Origin of the sequence: Saccharopolyspora sp. NPDC002686, assembly GCF_040295745.1 — a bacterium.
GTDB lineage: Bacteria > Actinomycetota > Actinomycetes > Mycobacteriales > Pseudonocardiaceae > Saccharopolyspora > Saccharopolyspora oryzae.
The window spans coordinates 1-24730 of the sequence record NZ_JBEOVY010000081.1 but is presented as its reverse complement, the minus strand read 5'-3'; the positions used below and the strand labels follow the sequence as shown (position 1 = coordinate 24730).

26 protein-coding genes are annotated in these 24730 nt (G+C 70.3%); 12 read left to right on the top strand and 14 right to left on the bottom strand.

What is annotated here, in order from left to right; translation table 11 throughout:
• Nucleotides 1-211 precede the first annotated feature (211 nt).
• The 5 genes from ABTZ89_RS13650 to ABTZ89_RS13630 are packed head-to-tail and all read left to right on the top strand — an operon-like array spanning nt 212 to nt 5091.
• The gene (locus ABTZ89_RS13650; protein ID WP_351044068.1) at nt 212-1726 is read left to right on the top strand and encodes an NAD(P)H-hydrate dehydratase; all 1515 of its coding nucleotides are present in this window, start codon (nt 212-214) and stop codon (nt 1724-1726) included.
• Nucleotides 1727-1780: 54 nt separating this feature from the next.
• Nucleotides 1781-2920 (top strand): alanine racemase, encoded by a 1140-nt coding sequence (gene alr / locus ABTZ89_RS13645; RefSeq protein ID WP_351044066.1) that lies wholly within the window; start codon nt 1781-1783, stop codon nt 2918-2920.
• A gap of 16 nt (nt 2921-2936) precedes the next feature.
• On the top strand, nt 2937-4022 hold the full coding sequence (locus ABTZ89_RS13640) for an alpha/beta fold hydrolase (RefSeq protein ID WP_270947664.1): 1086 nt from the start codon (nt 2937-2939) through the stop codon (nt 4020-4022).
• The gene (gene tsaE / locus ABTZ89_RS13635) at nt 4019-4498 is read left to right on the top strand and encodes a tRNA (adenosine(37)-N6)-threonylcarbamoyltransferase complex ATPase subunit type 1 TsaE (protein ID WP_270947665.1); all 480 of its coding nucleotides are present in this window, start codon (nt 4019-4021) and stop codon (nt 4496-4498) included. Before ABTZ89_RS13640 ends, tsaE begins: the two co-directional genes overlap by 4 nt.
• Nucleotides 4495-5091 carry a DedA family protein gene (locus tag ABTZ89_RS13630; RefSeq protein WP_351044061.1) on the top strand — a complete coding sequence of 199 codons (597 nt, stop codon included), beginning with the start codon at nt 4495-4497 and terminating at the stop codon, nt 5089-5091. The genes tsaE and ABTZ89_RS13630 overlap by 4 nt, the downstream gene beginning before the upstream one ends.
• On the opposite strand, the gene ABTZ89_RS13625 is transcribed toward ABTZ89_RS13630, so the two are convergent.
• Both ABTZ89_RS13625 and ABTZ89_RS13620 read right to left on the bottom strand, forming a co-directional pair.
• Nucleotides 5081-5950, bottom strand: coding sequence for a PhzF family phenazine biosynthesis protein (locus ABTZ89_RS13625; protein WP_351044058.1), 870 nt, complete (start codon nt 5948-5950; stop codon nt 5081-5083). The two genes, ABTZ89_RS13630 and ABTZ89_RS13625, sit on opposite strands and share 11 nt — an antisense overlap.
• A gap of 181 nt (nt 5951-6131) precedes the next feature.
• Nucleotides 6132-6911, bottom strand: a complete 780-nt coding sequence (locus ABTZ89_RS13620; RefSeq protein ID WP_270947668.1) for an IclR family transcriptional regulator — start codon at nt 6909-6911, stop codon at nt 6132-6134.
• A gap of 237 nt (nt 6912-7148) precedes the next feature.
• On the opposite strand from ABTZ89_RS13620, the gene aceB reads away from it, so the two are divergent.
• Nucleotides 7149-8735 (top strand): malate synthase A, encoded by a 1587-nt coding sequence (aceB, locus tag ABTZ89_RS13615; RefSeq protein ID WP_351044053.1) that lies wholly within the window; start codon nt 7149-7151, stop codon nt 8733-8735.
• A gap of 150 nt (nt 8736-8885) precedes the next feature.
• Nucleotides 8886-10139 carry a DUF6986 family protein gene (locus ABTZ89_RS13610; RefSeq protein WP_351044050.1) on the top strand — a complete coding sequence of 418 codons (1254 nt, stop codon included), beginning with the start codon at nt 8886-8888 and terminating at the stop codon, nt 10137-10139.
• Here ABTZ89_RS13610 and ABTZ89_RS13605 read toward each other — a convergent pair.
• Complete coding sequence (locus ABTZ89_RS13605) at nt 10066-10587, bottom strand: nuclear transport factor 2 family protein (RefSeq protein ID WP_351044047.1); 522 nt, start codon at nt 10585-10587, stop codon at nt 10066-10068. The two genes, ABTZ89_RS13610 and ABTZ89_RS13605, sit on opposite strands and share 74 nt — an antisense overlap.
• A gap of 62 nt (nt 10588-10649) precedes the next feature.
• A complete protein-coding gene (locus ABTZ89_RS13600) occupies nt 10650-10799 on the bottom strand; it encodes a hypothetical protein (RefSeq protein WP_351044043.1) in 150 nt (49 codons plus the stop codon).
• A gap of 181 nt (nt 10800-10980) precedes the next feature.
• Here ABTZ89_RS13600 and ABTZ89_RS13595 point away from each other — a divergent pair, with 181 nt between their 5' ends.
• Entirely contained in the window at nt 10981-11310 is a 330-nt protein-coding gene (locus ABTZ89_RS13595; protein ID WP_351044040.1) for a hypothetical protein, read from the top strand.
• Nucleotides 11311-11416: 106 nt separating this feature from the next.
• Here the strand turns inward: ABTZ89_RS13595 and ABTZ89_RS13590 are convergent, their stop codons facing one another.
• From ABTZ89_RS13590 to ABTZ89_RS13550, 9 genes are all read right to left on the bottom strand, one after another.
• Nucleotides 11417-12328 carry a serine/threonine-protein kinase gene (locus tag ABTZ89_RS13590; RefSeq protein ID WP_351044034.1) on the bottom strand — a complete coding sequence of 304 codons (912 nt, stop codon included), beginning with the start codon at nt 12326-12328 and terminating at the stop codon, nt 11417-11419.
• A 15-nt stretch (nt 12329-12343) separates the two neighbouring features.
• Nucleotides 12344-12568, bottom strand: a complete 225-nt coding sequence (locus ABTZ89_RS13585; protein ID WP_270947674.1) for a hypothetical protein — start codon at nt 12566-12568, stop codon at nt 12344-12346.
• Between the two features lie 204 nt (nt 12569-12772).
• Nucleotides 12773-13834: a S8 family serine peptidase gene (locus ABTZ89_RS13580; protein WP_351044030.1), complete on the bottom strand. Its 1062-nt coding sequence runs from the start codon at nt 13832-13834 to the stop codon at nt 12773-12775.
• Between the two features lie 189 nt (nt 13835-14023).
• On the bottom strand, nt 14024-15505 hold the full coding sequence (locus tag ABTZ89_RS13575) for a nucleobase:cation symporter-2 family protein (protein ID WP_270947676.1): 1482 nt from the start codon (nt 15503-15505) through the stop codon (nt 14024-14026).
• A 290-nt stretch (nt 15506-15795) separates the two neighbouring features.
• Nucleotides 15796-16686, bottom strand: coding sequence for a factor-independent urate hydroxylase (pucL, locus tag ABTZ89_RS13570; RefSeq protein WP_270947677.1), 891 nt, complete (start codon nt 16684-16686; stop codon nt 15796-15798).
• Nucleotides 16687-16693: 7 nt separating this feature from the next.
• A complete protein-coding gene (uraH, locus tag ABTZ89_RS13565; RefSeq protein WP_270947678.1) occupies nt 16694-17029 on the bottom strand; it encodes a hydroxyisourate hydrolase in 336 nt (111 codons plus the stop codon).
• Complete coding sequence (gene uraD / locus ABTZ89_RS13560) at nt 17026-17529, bottom strand: 2-oxo-4-hydroxy-4-carboxy-5-ureidoimidazoline decarboxylase (protein WP_351044025.1); 504 nt, start codon at nt 17527-17529, stop codon at nt 17026-17028. Before uraD ends, uraH begins: the two co-directional genes overlap by 4 nt.
• 461 nt (nt 17530-17990) lie before the next feature.
• Entirely contained in the window at nt 17991-18356 is a 366-nt protein-coding gene (locus ABTZ89_RS13555; protein ID WP_408641809.1) for a helix-turn-helix domain-containing protein, read from the bottom strand.
• 10 nt (nt 18357-18366) lie between these two features.
• The gene (locus ABTZ89_RS13550; RefSeq protein WP_351044022.1) at nt 18367-18624 is read right to left on the bottom strand and encodes a thiamine-binding protein; all 258 of its coding nucleotides are present in this window, start codon (nt 18622-18624) and stop codon (nt 18367-18369) included.
• 209 nt (nt 18625-18833) lie between these two features.
• On the opposite strand from ABTZ89_RS13550, the gene ABTZ89_RS13545 reads away from it, so the two are divergent.
• The 4 genes from ABTZ89_RS13545 to ABTZ89_RS13530 all read left to right on the top strand — a co-directional run bounded on the left by ABTZ89_RS13545 (nt 18834) and on the right by ABTZ89_RS13530 (nt 23906).
• Complete coding sequence (locus ABTZ89_RS13545; RefSeq protein WP_351044019.1) at nt 18834-19634, top strand: hydroxypyruvate isomerase family protein; 801 nt, start codon at nt 18834-18836, stop codon at nt 19632-19634.
• An 18-nt stretch (nt 19635-19652) separates the two neighbouring features.
• Nucleotides 19653-20531 (top strand): 2-hydroxy-3-oxopropionate reductase, encoded by an 879-nt coding sequence (locus ABTZ89_RS13540; RefSeq protein WP_270947682.1) that lies wholly within the window; start codon nt 19653-19655, stop codon nt 20529-20531.
• A gap of 278 nt (nt 20532-20809) precedes the next feature.
• Nucleotides 20810-22513 (top strand): glyoxylate carboligase, encoded by a 1704-nt coding sequence (gcl, locus tag ABTZ89_RS13535; protein WP_351044016.1) that lies wholly within the window; start codon nt 20810-20812, stop codon nt 22511-22513.
• A gap of 271 nt (nt 22514-22784) precedes the next feature.
• Nucleotides 22785-23906 (top strand): glycerate kinase, encoded by a 1122-nt coding sequence (locus ABTZ89_RS13530; RefSeq protein ID WP_351044014.1) that lies wholly within the window; start codon nt 22785-22787, stop codon nt 23904-23906.
• Nucleotides 23907-23918: 12 nt separating this feature from the next.
• Here ABTZ89_RS13530 and ABTZ89_RS13525 read toward each other — a convergent pair whose 3' ends face one another.
• The gene (locus ABTZ89_RS13525; protein WP_351044011.1) at nt 23919-24566 is read right to left on the bottom strand and encodes a GntR family transcriptional regulator; all 648 of its coding nucleotides are present in this window, start codon (nt 24564-24566) and stop codon (nt 23919-23921) included.
• Nucleotides 24567-24730 lie beyond the last annotated feature (164 nt).

The following is a 24730-nucleotide window of genomic DNA, read 5'->3' as shown; positions in this document are numbered from 1 at the left end:
GGGGTCCCGACACGCCCGGGTGTGCAGTTTCAATTGAAACTGTAAAACCCAGGCACGGCGGATCGCAGTTTCAATTGAAACTGTGGTCTGGAGCGGTCGCGGCGGAACCTGGGCGGGGGGTGAAATGCCCGGGGGGAGTGGGGTTGTTCGTCGTTGGTGGGGCGAGGGGCAGACTGTGCGCAATCGTCGTGCCGTGATGAGGGAGGACGCGATGCACGGAGTGTGGACCCCGGACCAGATCCGCGCGGCCGAACAGCAGTTGTTCGCCGAGACGCCGGAGCCGGTCGTGATGCGCCGCGCCGCCTACGCGGTCGCCGTCCACACCGCGCGAGTGCTCACCGACATCACCGGCGGAGTCTCCGGTCGGCGCGTCGCGCTGCTGGTCGGGGCCGGGAACAACGGCGGCGATGCGCTGTGGGCGGGAGCCTTCCTGCGTCGCCGCGGAGTCGGCGTCACCGCCGTGCTGCTCGCGCCGGAGAAGGCGCACGCCGCCGGGCTCGCCGCGCTGCGGCGCGCTGGAGGCCGGGCGGTGTCGGCCGAAGGTCCGAGCCCGGACACCTCGGGGATCGGCGCCGATGCGGCGGACGCCGTCGAGCGGGCCGACGTGGTGGTCGACGGGATCGTCGGGCTGTCCGCGCGCGGATCGCTGCGGCCGACCGCGGCCGAGCTGGTGCGCCGGGTGGAGGTGCCGGTGATCGCCGTCGACCTGCCCAGCGGCGTCGACCCGATGACCGGCGCCGTCGACGGGCCGGCGGTGTCGGCGGATCTGACGGTGACCTTCGGCGGCCGCAAGCCCTGCCACGTGCTGGGCGAGGGCGCGGTGCGCTCGGGCGAGCTCGAGGTCGTCGACATCGGGCTCGACGACCACCTGCCGGACCCCGAGCTCCACGTGCTGCAGCCCGCCGAGATCGGTGCGGCTTGGCCGGTTCCGGGGCCGACCGACGACAAGTACACCCAGGGTGTGATCGGCGTCGCCGCCGGTTCGGCGACCTATCCCGGTGCTGCGGTGCTGGCCAGCGGGGCTGCGGTGCAGGCGACCGCCGGCATGGTCCGCTACGCCGGTCCGGCCGCCGACGTGGTGCGCTCGCACTGGCCGGAGGTGGTGGCGACCGGGTCGGTCCGCGACGCCGGGAAGGTGCAGGCGTGGGCCGTCGGCCCGGGGATCGGCCTCGGCGCCAGCGGGCGCGACGTCCTGCAGCACGTCCTGGAGTCCGGGCGGCCGGTGTGCGCCGACGCCGACTCGATCACCCTGTTCGCCAACGACCCGACGCTCTGGGACGCCCGCGACCCGGACACCCCGCTGGTCCTGACGCCGCACGCCGGTGAGTTCGCGCGGCTGGCCGGGCACGAGCTGGGCGCGGACCGGGTCGAGGCGGCTCGGGAGGTCGCCGCGCGCTTCGACGCGGTGGTGCTGCTCAAGGGCAACACGACGATCGTCGCCGCCCCGGACGGCCGGGTGCTGGTCAACGACGCGCAGCACTCCTGGCCCGCCACCGCAGGCTCCGGCGACGTCCTGACCGGCCTGATCGGCGCGCTCCTGGCCAGCGGCGTGGAACCCTGGCTGGCCTGCGGTTACGCCGCCCACGTGCACTCGCTGGCCGCGGACCTCGCCGCGCACGCCGGATCCGTCGACCCGCCCGCGGTGGGCGCCCCGATCGGGGCCTCCGCGCTGCTGGAGGCGGTCCCGATGGCGATCCGCGAGGTCCGCCGGGCTGCCCTGGGTTGATCTGCACCGGTTGTCGGTATTGGCGGTCCGGCCGTGTGCGACGATGACCGTGCCATGAGTGACCAGCCCGCGTACCGCGCCGACCTGCGCATCGACGTCGGCGCGATCCGCCACAACGTGAGGGTGCTCTCGGCGCGTGCCCGCGAGTCGGGTGCTCGCACGATGACCATCGTGAAGTCCGACGGCTACGGCCACGGCGCGGTGACCGTAGCGCGCGCCGCGCTCGAATCCGGCGCTGATCAGCTCGGAGTCGCTTCCGTCGGCGAGGCGCTGCAGCTGCGCGCCGCCGGCATCACCGCTCCGGTGTTCTGCTGGCTCTACGCCGTGGACGAGGACTTCGCGCCCGCGATCGCCGAGGACGTCGAGCTCTCCGCGTCGTCGCTGACCGGCCTGCAGAAGATCGAGGCGGCGGCCGCGGCGCAGGACCGCGTCGCGCGGGTCCACCTCAAGATCGACACCGGGTTGTCGCGCAGCGGCTGCCCGGGCGAGCTCTGGCCCGCGCTGGTGGAAGCCGCCGCGAAGGCCGAGGCCGACGGGAACGTCGAGGTCGTCGCGGTGTGGTCGCACCTGGCCTGCGCCGACGAGCTCGGCCACCCCTCCATCGACGAGCAGGCCGCGCGGTTGCAGCGCGCGTACGAGCAGGCGCGCGCGGCGGGGCTGGACCCGATCCGGCACATCGCCAACTCGGCCGCCGTGCTCACCCGCCCCGACCTGCACTTCGAGCTGGTCCGGCCGGGCATCGCCGTCTACGGGCTGGACCCGGTGCCGCAGGACGGCGACCACGACCTGCGCCCGGCCATGACCTTCCGCTCCTCGGTGGTGCTGACCAAGCGCATCGCCGCTGGTGAGAGCGTTTCCTACGGGCACACCTGGACCGCGGACCGGCCGACCGGGCTCGCGCTGGTCCCGGTGGGCTACGCCGACGGCGTGCCGCGCACCCTGTCCGGCCGGATGTCGGTGTGGCTGGCGGGGAAGCGGCGTCCGGTGCGCGGCCGGGTCTGCATGGACCAGCTGGTGGTCGACATCGGCGACGACGAGGTCCACGAGGGCGACGAGGTGCTGCTGTTCGGGCCGGGCGACCAGGGCGAGCCGACGGCGGCGGAGTGGGCCGACGAGATCGGCACCATCCACTACGAGATCGTCACCGGCATGTACCGCCCGCGCGTGACGCGAACCGTCGAGGACGAGACGTGATGAGCCTGGAGTCGGTGTGAAACCCGTCTGGCAGGCGCTGGCCTGGACGAGCGGTGTGCTGGGTGCCGCGGTCACCGGCGCCGCGGTCGGCGTCGTCGCGCACAGCACGCGGGTCGCCGGGCAGCGCGAATCCGCGGAGGACCCGCACGCCGACGAGCCGCTGGGCCGGCTCCGCCCGACCCGGCAGTCCACTGTGGCCGCTGACGACGGAGTTCCGCTGGCGGTGCAGGAGATCGAGCCCGCCGACGGTGGCGAGCCGGACCTGACCGTGGTGCTGGTGCACGGGTTCGCGCTGGACTCCCGCTGCTGGCACTTCCAGCGCCGCGACCTGCCGGAGCTCACCGATCCGCGGGTCCGGGTGGTGCAGTACGACCAGCGCAGCCACGGCCGCTCCGGGCACTCCACCAAGCGAAACAGCACGATCGAGCAGCTCGGCCGGGACCTCGACGCGGTCCTGCGCGCGATGGCGCCGAAGGGACCGATCGCTCTGGTCGGGCACTCGATGGGCGGCATGACGATCATGGCGCTGGCCGAGCAGCGCCCGGAGCTGTTCCGCGAGCGGGTCCGCGCGGTGGCGCTGATCGGCACCGCGGCCGACTCGGTCGGCGCGGCCGGGCTGCCCCGGACCTGGCTCTCGCGCGTCAACCCGGTGCCGCGCGGGCTCGCGCTGCTGTCCAGCATCCAGCCCGACCTGGTGGAACGCACCCGGAGGGCAGGCGACAAGATCACCTGGAGCCTGATCCGCTCGCTGTCGTTCGGGGACCGCAAGATCTCGCCCGCGGTGGTGGACCTGATGGCGGAGATGATCGGAGCGACCACGGTCGAGGTCGTCACCGACTTCCTGGAGACGATCGGCCTGCACGACCGCAAAACCGCGCTCGCCGCGCTCCGGACCTGCGAGGTGCTGGTGCTCAGCGGCGACGCCGACCGGGTCACGCCGTTCTCGCCGCACGCCGAGAGCCTGGCCGCCGAGCTGCCGGACGCGACGCTGGTGCGCGTCGAAGGAGCGGGCCACCCGGTGATGCTGGAACGGCCGGAATTGGTCACCGAGCAGTTGACCGCGCTGCTGCGCAGGGCGGTGGGGAAGGTGAGCGGGAAGTGAGTTCTGCGCTGCGGATCGCGGAGTTGCCGCAGGAGGCCGACACCCTCGAGTTCGGCCGACGGCTGGGCGCTGCGCTGCGCGCCGGCGACCTGGTGCTGCTGGACGGGCCGCTCGGCGCGGGCAAGACCGTGCTCGCGCGGGGGATCGCGGCAGGCATGGGCGTCACCGGCAGGGTGACCTCGCCGACGTTCGTGATCGCGCGGGTGCACCGGCCGGATTCCGGCAACGGCCCGGCGCTGGTGCACGTCGACGCCTACCGGCTGGGCGGGCTGGACGAGATCGACGACCTGGACCTGGACACCGACCTCACCGAAGCCGCCGTGGTGGTGGAGTGGGGCGAGGGCCTGGCGGAACGGCTCGCCGACAGCCACCTGATGCTGCGGATCCGCCGTCGTCCCGACGACGTCCGCGAGGTCGCGCTGGAGCCGCACGGCGAGTCGTGGGATGCGCGGATCCCCGAATTGCTCGGCCGGTGACCGATTTCCTGTCCGGGATCCCCGGTCCGGTCGCGCTGATCGCCGGAGTGCTGGTGCTGTTCGCCGAATCCGGCCTGGTGATAGGGGTTTTCCTGCCGGGCACGGGCACCGTCCTGGCACTCGGCTGGTTGGCCGGGCAAGGCGTGGCGCCGGTGTGGCTGGCTGCTGTCTGCGCGGCGAGCGCGACGGCTTTGGGGTGCCAGCACGGCTTCTACCGCGGTCGGCGCGGCAGCTTGCTGCGGCGCGAGTTGGTGAAGCGCTTGGGGGAGCAGCGGTTCGAGCGCTTGGTGTCCGCATTGGACAGTCGCGCCGAGGTGACCGTTTCGGTGTCGCAGTGCTTCGCGGCGGTGCGAACCCTGGTGCCGCGGCTGGCGGCCCGGACCCGCATGACCCACCTCCGCTTCACCCTCTGCAACCTCCCGGTCGCGATCACCTGGGCGACGACCCTGGTCCTCCTCGGAGCCTGGTCGGGCGACGCCTACGAACGGGTGGAAGCCATCGCGGGCCTGGCCGGCCTCCCGGTCGTGGGCATCGCCGCAGCGGTCGCCCTGACGGTCTGGTGGCTCCGCCGCAGATCCCGGCTCAGCGCTTGATCCGGGTGGCCGTGCCGGTGACCCGGATCTGGTCGTGGGCCTCGGAGATCTCGACGTCGAGGATGCTGGGGCGGCCCATGTCGAAGCCCTGGTGGATGCGGAAGCGCGCCGGCGGGGTGATCAGGCCGCGGTGCTTGAGGTAGCCGCCGAACGCCGCCGCTGCCGCGCCGGTCGCGGCGTCTTCCACCACGCCGCCCGGTGGGAACGGGTCGCGGGCGTGGAAGAGCTCGGGGCTCTCGCGCCAGACCAGCTGCAGCGTCGTCCAGTCCTGGTCGGCCATCAGCTTGCCGAGGCGCTCGAAGTCGTAGGACAGCGCCGCGAGCTTGGCCCTCGTGGACACCGCGAGGACGAGGTGGTCGTTGCCGCCGAAGGCCACGCTGGGCGGCAGGTCCGGGTCGAGGTCGTCGCGGGTCCAGCCGAGCGCCGCCAGCGCCTCGTCGACGGCGGCGGGGTCGACGTCGCTGACCGAGGTGGGGACGCTGGTGAGCGTCGCGGTGTGCCGGCCGGAGTTGTCGACCTGGGTGTCGACGGAGACCAGCCCGGCCCGGGTGTGCAGGTCGAACGGGCCGGTGCCGTCGCGTTCGGCCAGCGCGACCGAGGTGGCGATCGTCGCGTGCCCGCAGAAGGCGACCTCCGCCTTCGGGCTGAAGAACCGGACGTCGTGCGCGCGCTCGCCGCGCGGGAACAGGAACGCGGTCTCGGAGTACCCGATGTCGGCGGCGATCCGCAGCATCTCCGCATCGGTCAACCCCGACGCGTCGAGCACCACCCCGGCGGGGTTCCCGCCCTGCGGATCACTGCTGAACGCCACCAACCGCTGGGCCTCGACACCCGCCACCTGCTCCGTCGCATCGCTCATGCCCCCTCCAGCACGGAACCCCCACCCCTTATTCCCCCGGTCGTGTGGCACGGGACCACAGTTTCAATTGAAACTGCGAAACCTCGTGGCTGGGGTCTGCAGTTTCAATTGAAACTGTAAATCTCCACGCGTAGATCTACAGTTTCAATTGAAACTGTGGTCCTGGGCGGGTTTTCGGAGGTCAGGGCGTGTTGTTGGCGCTCAGTTCGGCGGAGAGGTCCTTGGCCAGGCGTTGCATCAGGGGGACGACCTCGTCCGTCGAGATGCGGAGCATCCGGCCTTCCGGGCCGCTGATCGAGATCGCCGCGCCCGCCGGCGCGCCGGGGACCGCGACCGCGTAGCAGCGGACGCCGACCTCCTGCTCGCCGTCGTCCAGGGCGTAGCCCTGCTGGCGGATGCGGTCCAGCTCCGCCTGCATCGACTCGACGGTGACGATGGTGCGCTCCGTCTGCGGGTGCATGGTCGTGCGGGACAGCAGTTGGGTCACGGTGTCCGGCGGCATGGTGGCCATGACGGCCTTGCCGACCGCCGTGGCGTGCGCGTCGACCCGGCGGCCCACCTCGGTGAACATCCGCATCGAGTGCTGCGAGGGCACCTGCGCGACGTAGACGATCTGCTCGCCGTCGAGCACCGCCATGTTGGAGGTCTCGCCGGTCGCCTCGGTGAGCTCGGCCAGGTAGGGGCGGGCCCAGGAGCCGAGCGCGCGGCTGGCGGTTTCGCCGAGGCGGATCAGCCGGGGGCCGAGCGCGTAGCGGCGGGACGGTTGTTGGCGGGCGTAGCCGTTGCTCACCAGGGTGCGCATGATCCGGTGGATCGTCGGCAGCGGTAGTCCGGACTTCTCGGCGAGTTCGGACAGCGCCACCTCGCCCCCGGCGTCGGCCATGAGTTCCAGCAGCTCGAAGGTGCGTTCGACGGACTGCACCCCTCCGCCCTGGCTTGCCCGTTGCGGGCCCGTGGTCATCGCAGAACTCCCTTTTCGCCCTTCGGACTGACCGAAGTCTAGTCCGTGACGGGTGTGACAGCTCATGTTGCTTCGAACGCTATACGGAAACTAACATCCACGATGCAGAAAAACATTACGGGCGTACCGCAAGCGGAACGGGCGTCGCGCAGCCTCGGGTGCGCGCAGGTCCGCCACGCGGCAAGGTGAGCCATCAGCCACCGTCTGGAACCCGGCAGCAGAAAGGGTGGACTTCTCATGTCCGAAACGGCAGCAGGAGTGCAGGTCATCGGCGGCGCCGTCGAGCGCGGGGACGAGATCCTCACCAAGGAAGCGCTCGAGTTCGTGGCCGGTCTGCAGCGCGCCTTCGGCGCCCGGCGCGACGAGCTGCTCGAGCGCCGCAAGCAGCGCCGCGCGGAGGCCACCGCCAAGGGGCGGCTGGACTTCCTCGAGGAGACCCGGCACATCCGCGAGGGCGACTGGCAGGTGGCCGCGCCGCCGGCCGACATCGCCGACCGCCGCGTGGAGATCACCGGCCCGACCGACCGCAAGATGGCGATCAACGCGCTGAACTCCGGCGCCAAGGTCTGGCTGGCCGACCTCGAGGACGCCAACACCCCGCACTGGCGCAACGTCGTCTCCGGCCAGGTCAACCTCTACGACCTGGTGCGCAAGCAGATCGAGCTGGTCACCGACAAGAAGACCTACAAGCTGCGCGACGACGTCAAGCACGCCGTGCCGCTGGTGCGCCCGCGCGGCTGGCACTTCGACGAGAAGCACGTCCTCGTCGACGGCAAGCCCGCCGTCGCCGCCCTGGTCGACTTCGGCCTGCACTTCTTCCACAACGCCAAGGAACTGATCAGCCGCGGCAGCGGACCGTACTTCTACCTGCCGAAGATGGAGAGCCACCTCGAGGCTCGCCTGTGGAACGACGTGTTCACCCACGCCCAGCAGGAGCTCGGGGTTCCGCACGGCTCGGTGCGCGCCACCGTGCTGATCGAGACCTACCCGGCCGCGTTCGAGATGGAGGAGATCCTCTACGAGCTGCGCGACCACTCCGCGGGCCTGAACGCCGGTCGCTGGGACTACCTGTTCAGCGTCATCAAGACCTTCCGCGACTCCGACAAGTACATCCTGCCGGACCGCAACTCGGTGACCATGACCGCGCCGTTCATGCGCGCCTACACCGAACTGCTGGTGCGCACCTGCCACAAGCGCGGTGCGTTCGCCATCGGCGGCATGGCCGCGTTCATCCCGACCAAGGACGACTCCAACGCCGCGGCGATGGACAAGGTCCACGCGGACAAGAAGCGCGAGGCCGGCGACGGCTTCGACGGTTCCTGGGTCGCCCACCCCGGTCTGGTGCCGATCTGCTTCGAGGAGTTCGACGCGGTGCTGGGCGACAAGCCCAACCAGATCGACCGCACCCGCGACGAGGTCTCCGTGACCGCCGACCAGCTGCTCGCGGTGGCCGAGACCCCGGGTGAGAAGACCATCGAGGGCCTGCGCGCGGCCGTCGACGTGGGTGTCCGCTACATCGTGTCCTGGCTGGGCGGCAACGGTGCGGCGGCGATCCACAACCTGATGGAGGACGCCGCGACCGCGGAGATCTCCCGGTCGCAGATCTGGCAGTGGCTGCACAACGACGTGGTGCTGGCCGGCGGCGAGCGGGTCACCGCCGACCTGGTTCGCGAGACGCTGGCCGACACCGAGAAGCAGCTGCGTGCCGAGGAGGGCTTCCCGGTCGAGAACCTGGGCCGGGCGGTCGAGCTGTTCGAGCAGGTGGCGGTCGCCGACGAGTTCGTCGACTTCCTGACGCTGCCCGCCTACGAGCAGATCGACTGATCGAACTGCGGTGATCGGGGGTCGTGCGTCCTCCCGCGATCTCAGCGGAATTCCCGCTGCGATCGCGTTCCGGGGACGCGCGGCCCCTTCGCCGCAGCCGAGCTGGGCAGCCGGGGACGCCTCCCGGCTGTCGAACCGAAGGGAGCGCAAGTGGCCAGAACCTCGCTGGAAACCGCCGAGGTCAACCGCAGGCTCGACCGGCTTTCCGCCGTGGACGAGCACATCGCCGGCACCTATCCGGGTGCGCGGGCGGTTCGGCAGCCGGTGCACACCTGCTACGTGCCGGCGAACAAGGTCGACGCCGACACGGTGCGGCAGTGGGAGCAGGAGGCGCTGGCCGCGCTCGACCGGGATGCGGCTCGGCCCGAGGACCTGATCGAGATCCTCGGCATGGACCCCGAGATCGCCCGCGCCGTGCACCCGCGGCTGCGCGCCAAGCTGCAGAACTCCCCGCTGGAGGACCTGCGCATCGACTTCGAGGACGGCTACGGCAACCCCGGTGACGAGGCCGAGGACGCCGAGGCCGTGCGCACCGCCGGGGTGCTCGCCGACTGGCTGCGCGAGGGCGCTGCCCCGGCGAACTTCGGGTTGCGGGTGAAGTCCTTCGACACCCCGCAGCTGCGCGCTCGTTCGGTGCGCACGCTGGACGTCTTCCTCACCGCGCTGCTCGGGAAGCACGGCGGTCTGCCCGACGGGTTCGTGCTGACCTTCCCGAAGGTCGTCGACGTCGCGCAGGTCGAGGTGTTCGTCGAGTTCCTGGGCCTGTTCGAGCAGCAGCTGGGTCTGCCGGAGCGCGCGCTGCGCTTCGAGATCCAGGTGGAGACCACGCAGTCCATTGTGGACTCAGAGGGGCGTCTCGCGCTGCCGCGCTTCCTCCGCGCGGGCGCCGGCCGGGTGACCGGCCTGCACTTCGGCACCTACGACTACACCGCCAGCTGCGGCCTGACCGCCGCCCACCAGCACCTCGCGCACCGCGCCTGCGACTTCGCACGCCACGTGATGCAGGTGTCGGCCGCGGGCACCGGGGTGTTCCTCTCCGACGGTTCGACGAACGTCCTGCCGGTCGGCGACCAGGTCCACCACGGCTGGCGCACCCACTACGACCTCACCCGCCGTTCCCTCGAACACGGCTTCTACCAGGGCTGGGACCTCCACCCGGCCCAGCTGGTGACCCGCTACGCGGCGGTCTTCGCGGCCTTCCGCGACTCCGCCCCGGCGGAGGCCAAGCGCCTGTCGGCGTACGCGTCGGCCAGCGGCGGAGCGGTCCTCGACGAGCCGGCCACGGCCCGCGCCCTGGCGGCTTCGTTCGTCCGCGCCCTCGACAACGGCGTCATCGACGCGGCGGAGGTCGAACAGCTGACCGGCCTCCCCGAAGCCGAGATCCGCAAGCTCGGCCGCCTCTGACAGACGTGAGTGCGCAGCAGTGTTCCAGCACTGCTGCGCACGCACGACCGTCTACGCCGCGGCTTGCGCGACGGTGAGGCTGTCTTCGTAGATGTGGTAGCGGGTGATCAGGCCGTTCTCCGCCGGTGAGGTGCAGGGCGAACGGGGTGCTGAAAGCTCGGCCGTTGGCCTTGATGACCTGCGATATCTCGCCCAGCACCACCGCGTGCGGACCGTCCACGAGGATGTGGTCGATCTCGGCAGAGCGGCCTTCGGGCGCGAAACTTCCCAGCATGGTGCGGAAGAAGTCCGCCACGTCCTCGCGGGTCCTGCAGTGGCGGATCCACGGGACGTCCGGTGAGCCGTAGATCTTCCAGTCGACGCGCTCAGCGAACAGCGCGGCGATCTCCTCCGCATCGCCACCGGCCAGCGTGCGCAGGAATTTCTCAGTGGTAGCGCGGAAATCCATGCCAGTCCCTCTCCATTCGCGACAGCTGAACCGAGTTTCGCGACGAGAGGTCAGCGTGTCGATTACCCGCGAGGTAATGCGAGAACCGCGAAGGAGCCGCGGGCGGACCGGCTGACGTCGAGCAGCCTTCCAGGCCGGCGCTTCGCCTCCGCTCCGATGGTCAGCGCGCCACCGGCGACTTCGACGAGCTGAACGGTCGGTGCCTGGACCACGGTGCTGAGCGTAGTGGCGGGATCAGACCCGACCGACGCACTTTTGGTCGTGAGTGGGAAAGCCGGTTCCAGCCGGTCTTCGCACTCACGAGTCACCTTTTCCGGCTGCTGCGCGACGGTGGGGGTGGATTCGTACTAGCGTCGGGGTGGTCGGAAATCTTCGTCGCGTTGGGGGTTGGGCATGGCTGAGAACGAGCACGTCGACGTCGTCGGGCTGCTCGCCGATCGGTTGGGCAAGCACCAGGTCTTCGGCGAGCCCGTGCAGCAGGGGGACACCACTCTGGTGCCGGTGGCCAACATCCGGATCGGGGGTGGGCGCCGCGGCCGTCGGGACGACGACGGGCGGGGCGTCGGCGTGGTCGCGCGACCGGCCGGGGCCTTCTCGATCTCGGGCGACGGATCGGTGTGCTGGCACCCGGCGGTCAGCGTGAACCGCATCGTCTCGGGCGGGCAGTTCGCCCTGGCCGCCGCGCTGATCGCCACCGCCATCGCATTCCGCCGTCGCCGCTGAGCCGTCGATCCGCAAATTCCATTGAAATTGGACCTTCGATTTCAATGGAATTTTGACTCTCCGGTGACCGGACCCGGTGACTTGACCAGGTGACTTGACCCGGTGGTCACGCCACGGCTGTGCGGGGGTCTGCGCCGGACCAGGTGATCAGGTCGGTTGCCACTTCTTCGATCGTGGGGCGGGAGTTCGGGTCCGGGGCGAGGCAGGCGTCGATGGTGCGGGACAGCGCTGCCGGCAGGCGTCGGTGGGTGCGCAGCGGTGCTGCCGTGCGGTCGCGTTGCGGGTAGTAGCGGGTTCCGTTGCTGTTCTGCTCGCGGTGCGAGACGTCCGCCCACGGGGTGGTGCCGGAGAGGGCTTCGTACAGCGTGATGCCCAGGCCCCAGGTGTCTGCCGCCGGAGTCATCGCCTCTCCCTTGGCCTGCTCGGGGGAGAGGTAGTCGAAGGTGCCCGCCGAGCTGCGTTCGCCGATGCGGCAGCTCAGGCTCAGGTCGAGCAGCACCGCGCGGCCGCCGACCTCGACGATGTTGGACGGCTTGACGTCGAGGTGCACCCAGCCCCGGCGGTGCAGGTAGGTCAGCACCGAGCACAGCTGGATGCCCAGCACCGCGGCGTCGACCGGGCGCAGCCTGCCGTGCTCGTCGATCAGGTAGCTCAGCGTGTGGCCGGGCAGGGTTTCGGTGATCACCGCTGGTCGCGAGGGCTCTTCGGTCCGGACGATCTCGTAGCCGCGCACCAGGTGCGGGTGCGTGAACTGGGTCAGCAGCACGCCCTCGTTGCGCAGCCATCCCACCGCGCGCTGGTCCTCGGCCCGCTCCGGCCGGACGGTCTTGGCGACGCAGCGGCAGGACCGCTCTTCGCTCCAGACGTCGTAGACGTCGAGGCGGTTGCCGCGGCGCAGGTGGTCGACGACCCGGTAGCCGGGCGCGAGGAGCTCACCCGGGGCCAGCGGTGCTTCGCCCGGTCCCCAGCTGTGGTCCGGTTCGCCGTAGTAGTAAGAGCTCAACGCGTCGATCAGCACCGCCGGCTACCGCGATCAGCTGTGGCTGCGGCGCCGGTAGTGACCGCCGCTGCTGCTGCGGCGACGCCGGTGGTGGTCGTTGCTGCTGTCGTAGCGACGACGGTGATCGTCGCTGCTGTCGTACCGCCGGCGGCGGTGTCCGTCGCTGCTGTCGTAGCGGCGGCGGTGCCCGCTGCCGGAGTGGTCGCGGCTGTGGTGCTTGGCCGGGGACACCATCTTGAACAGCTTGGAGAGGTCCATCGCTCCCACGCTCCTGGATAGCTCGACGGCCGCGCACCGGAACGCGGTCCCTGTGATCATTGTCCAGAGATTTCCGCTTGCGGTCGAGGAGTTTTAGCCGAGCGGGTAGGAGGGCGTGAAAATCGTTGGTGCTATTAGCCGTTGGTGGTAGGAGAACGGGCCGTCCACGTCGCGGAGCGAGGTGGACGGCCCGTTCGCACCAGGTCACATGGGCTGCGCGACGGCGGCCGCGGCGTCGACGACGCCGTAGCCGTACAGCGGCGTGAACACCCCGCGAGCGCCCAGGATCGGCGTGCGGGCCGACTTCATCAGCGCCTGCTCGATGCTGTCGGCGTTGCGGCCCTGCGCGCCGAGCAGCGCGGCGACGCCCGCGACCTGCGGGGCGGCCATGGACGTTCCGGCGAGCGAGTCGTAGTCGCCCTGACCGCACTTCGCCGAGCCCGTGCCGCGCGGGACCGCGGACCAGACGTCGCCGTCGCAGCCGTTCAGCGACGAACCACCCGGCGCGGCAACGGCTTTCATGTCCGGCTTCAGGGTGAGGTTGGAGTACACCGAGTGCAGTTCGGCCGAGTCGGTGGCGGCGACGCACAGCGCGCCCGCCTCCCAGGACGGGGTGTCGCACAGCGGCGCGGTCTCGTTGCCCGCGGAGGCCACCACGACCACGCCCTTCTCGCGCGCGTAGGCGATGGCGTCCTTGGTCTCGGCGCCCTGGCCGAGCAGCGTCAGCAGCTGGGTGCCGGGTTGGGCGCCGAGGCTGAGGTTGATCACGTTCGCGCCGTGGTCGGTAGCCCAGCGGATGCCCGCGCCGATCTCCTCGAAGCTGCCGGAACCGTTCTCCAGCGCCTTGACCGGCATGATCCGCGCATCCGGCGCGACGCCGGCGATGCCGACGCCGTTGTTCGCGGCGGCGGCCGCGATGCCCGCGACGTGCGTGCCGTGCACGTCGGAGGCCTGCCCGACGCCGTCCACGCCGCGCCAGTCGCCGTTGCCGCACGGCGCCGGTCGGTCGCCGCAGGCGGCGAAGGTCGCGCCGGGGACCAGCTTCGACGCCAGCTCGGGGTGCCCGAGGTCGACGCCGGTGTCCACCACGGCGATGATCTGACCGGCCCCGGTGCTGGTGGACCAGGCCTCCGGCGCGCGGAGCTGCGCGAGTCCCCACTGCTTCTCGCTGAGCGGATCACCGGCTTGCTGCGCGGTGGCGGTGGTTTGGGTGGCCAGCATCGCCATCCCGGCCAGTGCGGCGGTCATCAGTGCCCGAACCCGCATCGCGTCTCCCAACTTCGGCGCATAGTTGCGCCTGATCAACGAGTCCGCCGCGGGCCCGATTCGACCGCCGGGGAAGAACCTCCGTTCGCCGCAGCAGGTTCGGATGATCGGAGCACGGATGAACTACCCGAAACCCGCAAGAAGGGCACCTCCGAGTTCAGCTCGGAGGTGCCCTTCAGCGGTGGGACGTCAGTGCAGGGTTTCGGACGAGGAGGAGTCCTTCAGCGTCTGGCGGGGCTCCGGGACGGGGCTCTCGCCCGGTGCGGTCGCGATCACCGCGACGGTGTCACCGCCGACGGTTCCGCCGGTTTCCTCCGGCTTCTTGCGCCAGGCGTTGAACAGCAGGTTCAGCAGCAGGGCCGCGATGCAGCCGGTGCTGATGCCCGAGTCGAGCACGGTGCGCAGCGCCGACGGGAAGTGCTCGTAGAACTGCGGCGCGACCACCGGGATCAGGCCGATGCCCAGCGCGCCGGCCACGATCAGCGAGTTGAACGGGTCGCTGAGGTCGGACTTGCTCAGCGTGCGGATGCCGCTGGTGGCCACCGAACCGAACAGCACCAGCGCGGCGCCGCCCAGAACCGGTTGCGGCACGAGGGAGACGACCGCGCCGACGACCGGGAACAGGCCCAGCAGCACCAGCACGCCACCGGCCGTCGCGACCACGTACCGGCTGCGGACCCGGGTCAGCGCCACCAGGCCGATGTTCTGCGCGAAGGCGCTGCAGGTGAAGCCGCCGAACACGGCGCTGAGCGCACTGCCCGCGCCGTCCGCGCGCAGACCCGCGGCGATCGTCTTCTCGTCCGCCGGCCGGTCCACGATCTCGCCCAGCGCGACCATGTCCGCGGTGGTCTCCATCATCGCCACCAGCATCACGATGCAGATCGAGATGGTCGCGGTCAGGTCGAACATCGGCGCGCCCAGCGCGAACGGGGTGGGCAGGTTGAACACCGGTGCCGAGTCGAACGTGGTGGTGTTGATCATGCCCAGCGGCCAGGCGATCAGCGTGCCCACCACCAGGCCGATGAGCAGCGCGATCCGGTTCCAGAAGCCCTTCAGGAAGCGGTTGAACAGCAGCACCAGGGCGAAGGTCGCCGCGCCGAGCGCGATCTTCTGCGGGGCGGCGTAGTCCGGGGCGTCCGGGTTGGTCCCGGCGATCCACTTGATGCCCACCGGCATCAGCGCCAGACCGATGAGCGTGATCACGGTTCCGTTGACCACGGGCGGGAAGAACCGCACCATGCGGGAGAAGTAGGGGGCGATCAGGAAGGCCAGCAGGCCTGCGATCAGCACCGAACCGTAGATCACCGACAGCGACTGCTGCTGTCCCTGCTGCGCGACGATGGCCAGCATCGGCGCGACCGAACCGAACGTGACGCCGTTGACGAACGGCAGCCGGGCACCGATCTTCCAGATCCCCAGCGATTGCAGCATGGTGGCGATGCCAGCGGTGAACAGGCTCGCCCCGATGAGCAAGGTCATCTGCGTCGGCGGCAGGCCCATGGCCTCGCCGACGATCAGCGGTGGTGCCACCACACCCGCGTACATCGCGGCGATGTGCTGGATGCCGAACGCCATCATGCGCACGGGCGGCATCACCTCGTCCACCGGGTGGACGTCGGTGGTTCTTCCGTTCCGGGAGCCGCGGTTGCGGCGGGTCTTGAAGAGGGCCATGGGTGACTCCTGGGCCGCAGGGTCAGATCAGGTCACTATCACTGCCGGGGTTCTTCTGCTCGTTTCGGGAAGATCAAATTTCGTTCCACAGTGGACCTGTGGGGTTTCCGGGCTGTTGCCCGAAGTCCGGATAGCAGCGAGGGCCACCAGAAATGTCTCCCTCCGGTGGCCCCTAGGTCCAGGATCGGCGGTGATCCTTGAAAAGCCGACTCCTCGCTGCCGGAGGAGCCCGTGGTGCGGTGTGCGGGGCTTCCGCCGGGAACGCCCTCGTTCCCGGCGGAAGCGCTCGATCAGAACTGCGGGAGGCTGTACCAGGCCTGCGGCGCGTCCTCGACGTCGTCGCGCTTGACGACACCCTCGATCAGGCCGTACGGGCGGTCCGCGGCGAAGAACACCTCGTTGTTGTTCTCCAGGCCGCAGTACTCCAGGTCGACCAGGAAGTGGTGCTTGTTCGGCAGCGACAGCCGGACCTCGGCCACCTCCGGGTGCTTCTCCATGGCAGCCTTGCCCATCTCGTAAAGGCTCTGCTGCAGCGCCAGGCTGTGCGTGGTGGCGAAGGCCTCCAGCATGGTGGCGCGGATCGACTCGAAGCTCTTGCCCCAGTCCACGTCGGTGTGCAGGTAGCGCCAGCGGGCGGTCACCGCGGTGGCCAGGATCCGGTCGTTGGTCTCGGCCAGCGTCGTGTACTTGTCCTTGGGGTAGCCCCAGAACTCGGAGCCGGTGGACTTGAGCACGATCAGGTCCTTGAGCCCGGACACCACGTGCGCCTGGTCGCCGTCGATGGTCACCGCGGTGGTGCGCTTCTCGTCGGTCGAGCGGGCGAAGGAGTGGTCGTGGCCGGTGCCGCCGACGGGGATGCGCTCCCAGCTGTACTCGTCGATGAGGATGCGAGCGCCGTTGATCCCGTCCGCGGTGCCGACGAAGTGCCGGCCCAGCCGCAGCGCGAAGTCCTCGATCTCGCCGATCGGCGCTTCCTTGGCGAAGGCGTAGACCGTGTTCTTCTGGGTGTCGGTGGGCAGCACGTTGCTGTTGTCACCGGTGAGGTGCGCGCCGTCGAGGTCGCCGCGGAGCGAGGAGCTGACGTTGAGGTCCTTGATGGTGTGGCGCGCGTGGTCCCGGTTGACCGAAACGATGCGGACCTCGGCCTTGCCGTACTGGTTGGGACCCAAGACGATGCCCATGGGGTGATCAGCTCCCTCGGTAGGTGGAGTAGGCGAACGGGCTCAGCAGAATCGGAACGTGGTAGTGCTGCTCCGGATCGGTGATCCGGAAGGTGATCTGGACCTGCGGGTAGAACGACGCAGTGCCCTGGGCTTCGAAGTAGGCGCCGGTGTCGAAGGTGAGCCGGTAGTCCCCGGCCTCGAGCCGCTCCGGGCCGAGGTCCTTGATCCGGCCGTCGTCGTCGGTCCGCCCGTCGGCGAGCGCCTCCCACTCGGCGCCCTTGGCTGCCTCCAGCCGGATCGCGACGTCGACCGCGGGCTTGCCCCGGGCGGCGTCGAGAACGTGGGTGGTGACGGCACTCATCCTTCGATCACCTTCGCCAATCTCAAACGTGCGATCTTGCGGAGTTCGTCCTCGACGATCCGCAGCTCGGTTTCCGGCTCGTTGTCCAAGCGGGAGTGCAGGATTTCCAGCAGCTCCGCGCCGCTGCGACCGCTGGCGCAGACCAGGTAGACGTGCCCGAACCGCCGTTCGTACTCCTCGTTGCCCTCCCGCAGCGCGCGGGCCAGCTCCGCGTCGTCGCCAACGCCGGCCTGCTCGTTGCGGGAGAACTTCGACGAGGTGTCCGTACCCTTCGGCCGGTCGCCGATGCGCGGGTGCGCGGCGAGCGCCTGGTCGATCTCCTCGCGGGTCAGCGAGGGGGCGGCGGCTTCGGCCGCCCGGTAGATCGCGTCGGCGTCGGCGAACGGGCGCCGGTCGGCGATGTCGGCGGCCCAGCGCGGGATGTCCAGGCAGGCTAGGAGCTGCTCGACGAGTTCCGCGCGGGGCAGGCCGTTGAGCCGGTCCTGGGTGGTTGTTGACATCGCAAACTCTCACAGGATGTGTGCGGCCCCGGAAGGTTTTCCGGGGGAGCGGAGGCGGCGGACGGGGGTCCGAGCATGCCTGGGCTGTGGTGCGGTTGCTGGTCGAGCTCCGGTGCGGCAAAAGCTACGACTGAGCTGAACAAGTGTCAACACTTTGTTGAAAAATCCTGGTCGCGGGTTGTGCGACCGGCACAAGAAAGCCCCTCTTGCCTCGAGTGCAAGAGGGGCTCGTGGGGATGCGTCCAGTGCCTGTCGGCGTAGCCGTCCGCGCTTGTGGAAGCGGCGCCAGCCGCTTGGGCCACCTACGCAGAAGGACCACCTGCGGGTTCTGAGAGGTTTCCTGGCGAGGACGGCCCCTCCGCCGTGTATTGGGGCATACATCAGGAGGGGCACCCGCAGTCCAGGGAAGCTCTCAGGTTCCGCTAGGCGACCACCTGAGCAACGCAACCACTGACTGGCTCTCAGTTGCGGTCGGTCTGGTCGCGGTTCAGGTAGTTGTAAACCGTGAAGCGGCTGACGCCGAGCGCCTTGGCCACGGTTTCGACGGACTTGCGCATGGTGAACGCGCCGCGCTCTTCGAGGAGCCGGACGGCCCGCTGCTTGTCCGGGCGCGGCAGGTCGGGCAGGTGGCCGCCCAGTTCGGTCTCGACCGCGCGGATGATCCGGTCCAGGGCGCTGGTCAGCTCCTCGCCGGGCAGCCGCACGGCGACCGCCGGCGCACCTTCCCAGTACAGGACGACGTCGCCGGGCTGGCGCTGGTCCGCGGGTACGGCGGTGCCGCCGATGTGATCCAGCAGCGGGGCGATCGCGTTGGCGAGCGGATGCACGCTGACCAGCCTAAACCTGATCGTCTTCGGTGCCGTCGACGGTCACCTGCAGAGTGATCCGATTCGCACCGGTGTTCAGCACGGTCTCGACCACCCGGGCCAGCGCGGGCAGCAGCGTCTCCCGGTCGCCGGTGATCGACGTGCCCAGCGGACCGAAGTCGGGCTCCAGTCCGGCGGCGCGCAGGCAGTCGCGCGCGGCCACGGCGTGCGCCGGCGGCTCGCCTTCGCCTTCGAAGGGTTCGGTGGTGAATTCAACTCGCAACATCATCGGCGGAACCTCCCTGCTCGCACCGTAGTCGTCCTGGGGCGCGCGTGGTTTTCGGCTCTGCGTAGCGCAGTTGGCGACCGGCGGGTAACTCGGGGGGAGTCGTTGCGCGGCGTGCGAGATGCCGCTAATCTATCGCTGTACGAAACAAGACTTCCGCATCACGAAATTTCAGATGCGAGATCTCCGAATCTTCTCCCGAGGGGGTGCCCATGGATCCGAACCGGTACGAGGTCAACCTCTCGATCCTGTTCACCGAACTGGACGTGCTGGACCGACCCGCGGCGGCCAAGGCGGCCGGTTTCGACGCGGTCGAGTTCTGGTGGCCGTTCGCGGAGGCCGTGCCCGCCGACCGCGACGTGGACCGGTTCGTGCAGGCGATCGAGGACGCCGGGGTTTCCCTGGTCGGCCTGAACTTCTTCGCCGGCGACATGCCCGCGGGTGACCGCGGCGTGCTGTCCAACCCCGACCGGGCCGGCGAGTTCGCCGACAACGTCGACGTCGTCGTCGGCATCGGCGAGCGCCTCGGCTGCCGCGCCTTCAACGCCCTGTACGGCAACCGGATCGACGGCGTCGACCCGGCCGCGCAGGACCAGGTCGCCACCGAGAGCCTGGTGCGCGCCTCCAAGGGCGTGTCGCGCATCGGCGGCACCGTGCTGGTCGAGCCGGTCAGCGGCATGCCCGCCTACCCGCTCAAGACCGCCGACGACGCCATCGCGGTGATCGACCGGGTGCGCGCCGCGGGCGGCGAGGACAACCTGCGCCTGCTGTTCGACATCTACCACCTGGTGGCCAACGGGGACGACTGGAACGCGGCGCTCGACAAGCACGCCGCGGCCATCGGCCACGTGCAGATCGCCGACGCCCCGGGCCGCAACGAGCCGGGCACCGGCGGGATCGACTTCGACAACTTCTTCAACCGGCTCGACGGCGCGGGCTACCGCGGCTACGTCGGGCTGGAGTACAAGCCGAGCGGAGCCAGCGCGGACAGCTTCGGCTGGATCAAGCGCTGAGCCAACGGAGGTAACACCATGAGCAAGGTCGCATTCGTCGGGCTCGGGATCATGGGCGGCCCGATGGCTGCCAACCTGGTCAAGGCCGGGCACGAGGTCGTCGGCTACAACCGCAGCCAGGCCAAGATCGACAAGCTGGTCGCCGACGGCGGCAAGGCGGCGGCGAGCGTCGCCGAGGCCGTGCGCGACGCCGAGATCATCTTCACCATGCTGCCGGACTCGCCGGACGTCGAGGCCGTCGTGCTCGGCGAGGACGGCGTGCTGGCCAACGCCAAGTCGGGTGCGCTGCTCATCGACTGCAGCACCATCCGCCCGGACGTCTCGCGGCGGGTGGCCGAAGCCGCCGCGGAGAAGGGCGTTCGCGCCATCGACGCGCCGGTCAGCGGCGGCGAGCCGAAGGCCATCGACGGCACTCTGTCCATCATGGTCGGTGGCGAGGCCGACGCCTTCGCCGCGGCGCAGGACGTCCTGAACGCGGTCGGCACCACGATCGTCCACGTTGGACCGTCCGGTGCCGGGCAGACCGTGAAGGCCGCCAACCAGCTCATCGTGGCGGGCAACATCGGTCTGGTCGCCGAAGCGCTGGTGTTCCTCGAGGCGCACGGCGTGGACACCAAGGCCGGGCTCGAGGTGCTGGGCGGCGGTCTCGCCGGCAGCACCGTGCTCAACGCCAAGGGCGACAAGATGCGCGACCGCGAGTTCGCCCCCGGCTTCCGCCTCGAGCTGCACCACAAGGACATGGGCATCGTGCAGGCCGCCGCGCGCGACGCGGGTCTGACGATCCCGCTGGGCTCGCTGGTGAGCCAGCTGGTCGCGGCAGCGGTCGCCCAGGGCGACGGCAAGCTCGACCACTCCGGTCTGCTCAAGCAGATCACGCAGCTCAACGGCCGCGACTGAAAACCGGTCGTGAGCGCATAAGTCGGTGGGAGCCGGTTTTCGCACTCACGACCCCGAGACCGCGGTGCTGCGCGGGAGATCCCTCGTCTCCTGCGGCAGAACTCCTGCGCAGCACCGCTGTTCCACCTGCAGTCGGTCGACTCGACCGGCACGCCCCACCGGGCGATCTCGAAGAGCAAGACGGTCACGGGTCAGCGGTCCAAGCGCCGCCAAGCAACCAGAACCGCCGACCCGTTCCCAACAAGGTGCGCGCAGCACCCGAGAGGAAGTCTTACACCATGGCCAAAGTCCCTGTCATGCAGGCCGTCGTCGACGTGCTCAAGTCCGAGGGCGTGGACGTCACCTTCGGTTGCCCCGGCGCGGCGATCCTCCCGCTGTACGCGGCGATGGAGGACAGCGGCATCGAGCACCTGATCGTCCGCCACGAAGAGGGCGCCACCCACATGGCCGACGGTTGGGCCCGCACCAACGGCAACGTCGGTGTGGCCATCGGCACCTCCGGTCCGGCCGGCACCAACATGATCACCGGTCTCTACACCGCGATCGCCGACTCCATCCCGATCCTGTGCATCACCGGCCAGGCGGTCTCCAGCAAGCTGCACCAGGAGGCCTTCCAGGCGGTCGACATCGTCGACATCGCCAAGCCGGTCACCAAGTGGGCGGTGCAGGTCAAGGAGGCCGCGCAGGCGCCGTGGATCTTCCGCGAGGCGTTCCGCATCGCGCGCTCCGGCCGCCCCGGCCCGGTGCTGATCGACCTGCCGCTGGACGTGCAGAAGCAGGAGATCGAGTGGGACCCGTCGCTGGACGCCCCGCTGCCGATCGCGGCCGTCGAGCCGCACCTGCCGCGCGTCGAGCGCGCGCTGGACATGCTGCTGGAGGCCGACCGCCCGCTGATCCTCGCCGGTGGCGGTGTCATCCTCGGCGAGGCCCACGAGCAGGTGCGGGAACTGGCCGAGCTGCTCGGCGTCCCGGTGCAGATCACCTTGATGGGCAAGGGTTCCTTCCCGGAGGACCACGAGCTGTTCGCCGGCATGACCGGCATCCAGACCAGCCAGCGCTACGGCAACCAGTCGTTCCTGGAGTCCGACCTGGTGCTGGCGCTGGGCGCCCGCTTCGGCGACCGGCACACCGGTGCCCTGGACACCTACCGCGGTGACCGCAAGTTCATCCACGTCGACATCGAGCCGACCCAGATCGGCAAGGTCTTCGGACCGGACCTGGGCATCGTCTCGGACACCCGGCTGTTCCTGGACGCGCTGATCGACGTCGCCCGCAAGCGGAACGCGAAGAAGGACTACTCCGAGTGGGTCGCCAGGGTCGGCGTGCTCAAGCAGACCCTGACCCGGCCGGACGACTACGACACCGTGCCGATCAAGGCGCCGCGCGTGTACCGGGAGATCAACGAGGTCTTCCCGCCGGAGACGTACTTCGTCACCGCGATCGGCCTCTACCAGATCTGGGGCGGCCAGTTCCAGACCGCGCACCTGCCGCGGCACTACCAGGTGTGCGGCCAGGCCGGTCCGCTCGGCTGGGAGATCCCGGCGGCGATCGGCGTGAAGTCGGCGAAGCCGGACGCCGAGGTCGTCGCGGTGGTCGGCGACTACGGCTTCCAGTTCCTGGTCGAGGAGCTGGCGGTCGCGGCCCAGTACGACGTCCCGTTCGTGATCATCATGCTGAACAACGAGTACCTGGGCCTGATCCGCCAGGCCGAGGGCGACGCGTTCGGCATGAAGACCGAGGTCGACATCCACTACGACGACCACGGCACGGACAACGTCAAGATCATGGAGGCCTACGGCTGCTCGGGTCGCCGGGTCTTCGAGCCGGGCGACATCGCCGACACGATCGAGTGGGCCCGCAAGGAGGCTGTCGCCACCAGCCGCCCGGTCCTGGTCGAGGTGATGATCGAGCGGGAGGCGAACACCGCTCGCGGCATCCGCATCGACGCGATGATCGAGCCGGAGGAAGTGCCGAACGCCTGAGTGAACTCGGGGTGCGGAGGGCGTCGGCCCGCTGGGAACCGGGCCGATCGGTCCTGTCACACACTCGCGCACCCCGTGCGGGGCTTCAGGGCAGCCCTGCGAGAGGGAGCGTTCACCGGAACGCGCGGTGGTGTTCCGGTGAACGCCTTCCCCACTTCCCACAGACCGGGTAGTCGGGTGGAATGTCCGACGACCCTCGGTGTTCCCCGCCGTGCACGTGCCGGGCGTCTCGGCGGGGAACACCCAACCCTTTGCACAACAGGAGTTCGCTTTGCCTGGACCCGTCCTGATCGCGCCGGACAAGTTCAAGGGCTCGCTGACCGCGCCGGAGGTGGCCGCAGCGGTGGCCACCGGCCTGCGCCGGGTCCGGCCCGAGGTCGAGGTCCGGTCGGCCCCCGTCGCCGACGGCGGGGACGGCACCGTGCAGGCCGCGGTGGCCGCCGGGTACGTGTCGATCCCGGTCACCGTCTCGGGGCCGGTCGGTGATCCGGTGGACACCGAGATCGCGATCTTCGACGACAAGGCCGTGGTGGAGCTGGCGTCGGCCTCCGGGCTGGCGCTGCTGGACCCCGACGACCTGGCCCCGCTGGCGGCGTCCAGCGAGGGCACCGGCGAAGCGATCCTGGCCGCGCTCGACGCGGGCGCGCGAACTGTGGTGCTCGGCGTCGGTGGCAGTGCTTGCACCGACGGCGGCGCCGGAATGCTCACCGTCCTGGGGGCACGGGTTTTGGACGCTGCGGAGCATCCCCTGCCCCCAGGCGGTGGACCACTGTCGCGAGTCGCCTCGGTGGACCTCTCCGGCCTGGACCCGCGACTGGCCGACACCGAGATCGTCCTCGCGTCCGATGTGGACAACCCGTTGCTCGGCGAGCGCGGCGCGGCCCACGTCTACGGCCCGCAGAAGGGCGCCGACCCCGATCAGGTGCGCTTCTTGGACGAGGCCTTGGCGAACTGGTCCCGCGCCGTGCTCGCGGCCGGCGGCCGCGATGTGGCCGACCAGCCGGGCGCCGGGGCGGCGGGAGGCGTCGGGTACGCGGCGCTCGCCGTCCTCGGCGCCCGGATGCGCCCCGGCGTCGACGTGGTCCTGGAGCTGATCGACTTCGAGCACCAGCTCGAGGGCGCGGGCCTAGTGATCATCGGCGAGGGCTCCATCGACGAGCAGACGTTGAACGGCAAGGGCCCGGCCGGAGTGGCGGCCCGAGCCCGCGCGGCGAACGTCCCGGTCGTGGCCATCGCCGGCCGCTCGGAGCTCTCCCCGGAACGACTCCGCGAAGCGGGCGTCGAAGCGGTCTACGCCCTCACCGACATCGAGCCGGACCCCCAGCGCTGCATCCGCGAAGCGGCGACGCTCCTCCCGACCCTCGCCGAGAAGATCGCCGAGCAGCACCTGTAGTTCCGCTGCGCCTCAGGCCTCCGGGAAGAGGAGGTGCCGGGCGACTTCGCGGTTGTGGTTGACGTGGCGGATCGCCTCCGCAGCGGCCCGGTCCGGGTCGCCGGAGGCGATCGCCTCGTAGAGGTGGGTGTGCTCCTCGCACAGTGCCTTCGGGTCCTCCACCTGCTGGAACAGCCAGTGCAGGCGGCCTTGCAGCGGCTCCAGCATGCCGGCGAGCAGGTGGTGGTCGGCCAGCTGCACGATCTCGTCGTGGAAGTCCGCGTTCGCCTTGCCCACTGCGGCGAGGTCGTCGCTGCGCAGCGCCTTGTCCGCCCGGCTGAGGTGGCGCTGCAGCGCGCGCAGCCCGCGCGCATCGGCCTTGGCGGTGGCCAGTCGGCAGGCCATGCCCTCCAGTGCTTCCCGGACGTCGAAGAGCTCCTCGACGTCGCGCCGGTCCAGCCGGCGCACGATCACCCCGCGCCGGGCGACGTCCTCGACGAAGCCCTCGACGCGCAGCGTGCGCAAGGCCTCCCGCACCGGCACGCGCGAAACGGCCAGCTCCTCGGCGAGCTCGCGCTCCACGATGCGGTCGCCTGGCGCGAAGCGGCCGTCGATGATGCGGTTGCGGATCTCCTCGCACACCTGGTCGCGCAACGGGCGATCGCGCGAACCCAACGGCACCGGCTGGGCCACCTCCGCTCCCTCCTCTGAAAACCAGCTTCAGCCTAGTCGCCCGCCGCGGTGCTCCCGTTGCGTGAGCGGCGATGGTGGCAAGAACGACCATCGCTGGCGGGACAGGGCGCGGCGCTGCTGTTCGACGCGCTGATCAGCAACGTCCCGCTGCC

What these genes read in the sequence shown, in the direction of transcription:
- ABTZ89_RS13605 (WP_351044047.1), bottom strand. Translation starts at nt 10,587, where the DNA reads ATGGATTTCCGCGCTACCACTGAGAAATTCCTGCGCACGCTGGCCGGT.
- ABTZ89_RS13625 (WP_351044058.1), bottom strand. Translation starts at nt 5,950, where the DNA reads ATGAGCGATGCGACGGAGCAGGTGGCGGGTGTCGAGGCCCAGCGGTTG.
- gcl (WP_351044016.1), top strand. Translation starts at nt 20,810, where the DNA reads ATGGCCAAAGTCCCTGTCATGCAGGCCGTCGTCGACGTGCTCAAGTCC.
- ABTZ89_RS13595 (WP_351044040.1), top strand. Translation starts at nt 10,981, where the DNA reads ATGGCTGAGAACGAGCACGTCGACGTCGTCGGGCTGCTCGCCGATCGG.
- ABTZ89_RS13575 (WP_270947676.1), bottom strand. Translation starts at nt 15,505, where the DNA reads ATGGCCCTCTTCAAGACCCGCCGCAACCGCGGCTCCCGGAACGGAAGA.
- ABTZ89_RS13650 (WP_351044068.1), top strand. Translation starts at nt 212, where the DNA reads ATGCACGGAGTGTGGACCCCGGACCAGATCCGCGCGGCCGAACAGCAG.
- uraD (WP_351044025.1), bottom strand. Translation starts at nt 17,529, where the DNA reads ATGTCAACAACCACCCAGGACCGGCTCAACGGCCTGCCCCGCGCGGAA.
- pucL (WP_270947677.1), bottom strand. Translation starts at nt 16,686, where the DNA reads ATGGGCATCGTCTTGGGTCCCAACCAGTACGGCAAGGCCGAGGTCCGC.
- uraH (WP_270947678.1), bottom strand. Translation starts at nt 17,029, where the DNA reads ATGAGTGCCGTCACCACCCACGTTCTCGACGCCGCCCGGGGCAAGCCC.
- ABTZ89_RS13550 (WP_351044022.1), bottom strand. Translation starts at nt 18,624, where the DNA reads ATGATGTTGCGAGTTGAATTCACCACCGAACCCTTCGAAGGCGAAGGC.
- ABTZ89_RS13540 (WP_270947682.1), top strand. Translation starts at nt 19,653, where the DNA reads ATGAGCAAGGTCGCATTCGTCGGGCTCGGGATCATGGGCGGCCCGATG.
- alr (WP_351044066.1), top strand. Translation starts at nt 1,781, where the DNA reads ATGAGTGACCAGCCCGCGTACCGCGCCGACCTGCGCATCGACGTCGGC.
- ABTZ89_RS13620 (WP_270947668.1), bottom strand. Translation starts at nt 6,911, where the DNA reads ATGACCACGGGCCCGCAACGGGCAAGCCAGGGCGGAGGGGTGCAGTCC.
- ABTZ89_RS13585 (WP_270947674.1), bottom strand. Translation starts at nt 12,568, where the DNA reads ATGGACCTCTCCAAGCTGTTCAAGATGGTGTCCCCGGCCAAGCACCAC.
- aceB (WP_351044053.1), top strand. Translation starts at nt 7,149, where the DNA reads ATGTCCGAAACGGCAGCAGGAGTGCAGGTCATCGGCGGCGCCGTCGAG.
- ABTZ89_RS13580 (WP_351044030.1), bottom strand. Translation starts at nt 13,834, where the DNA reads ATGCGGGTTCGGGCACTGATGACCGCCGCACTGGCCGGGATGGCGATG.
- ABTZ89_RS13545 (WP_351044019.1), top strand. Translation starts at nt 18,834, where the DNA reads ATGGATCCGAACCGGTACGAGGTCAACCTCTCGATCCTGTTCACCGAA.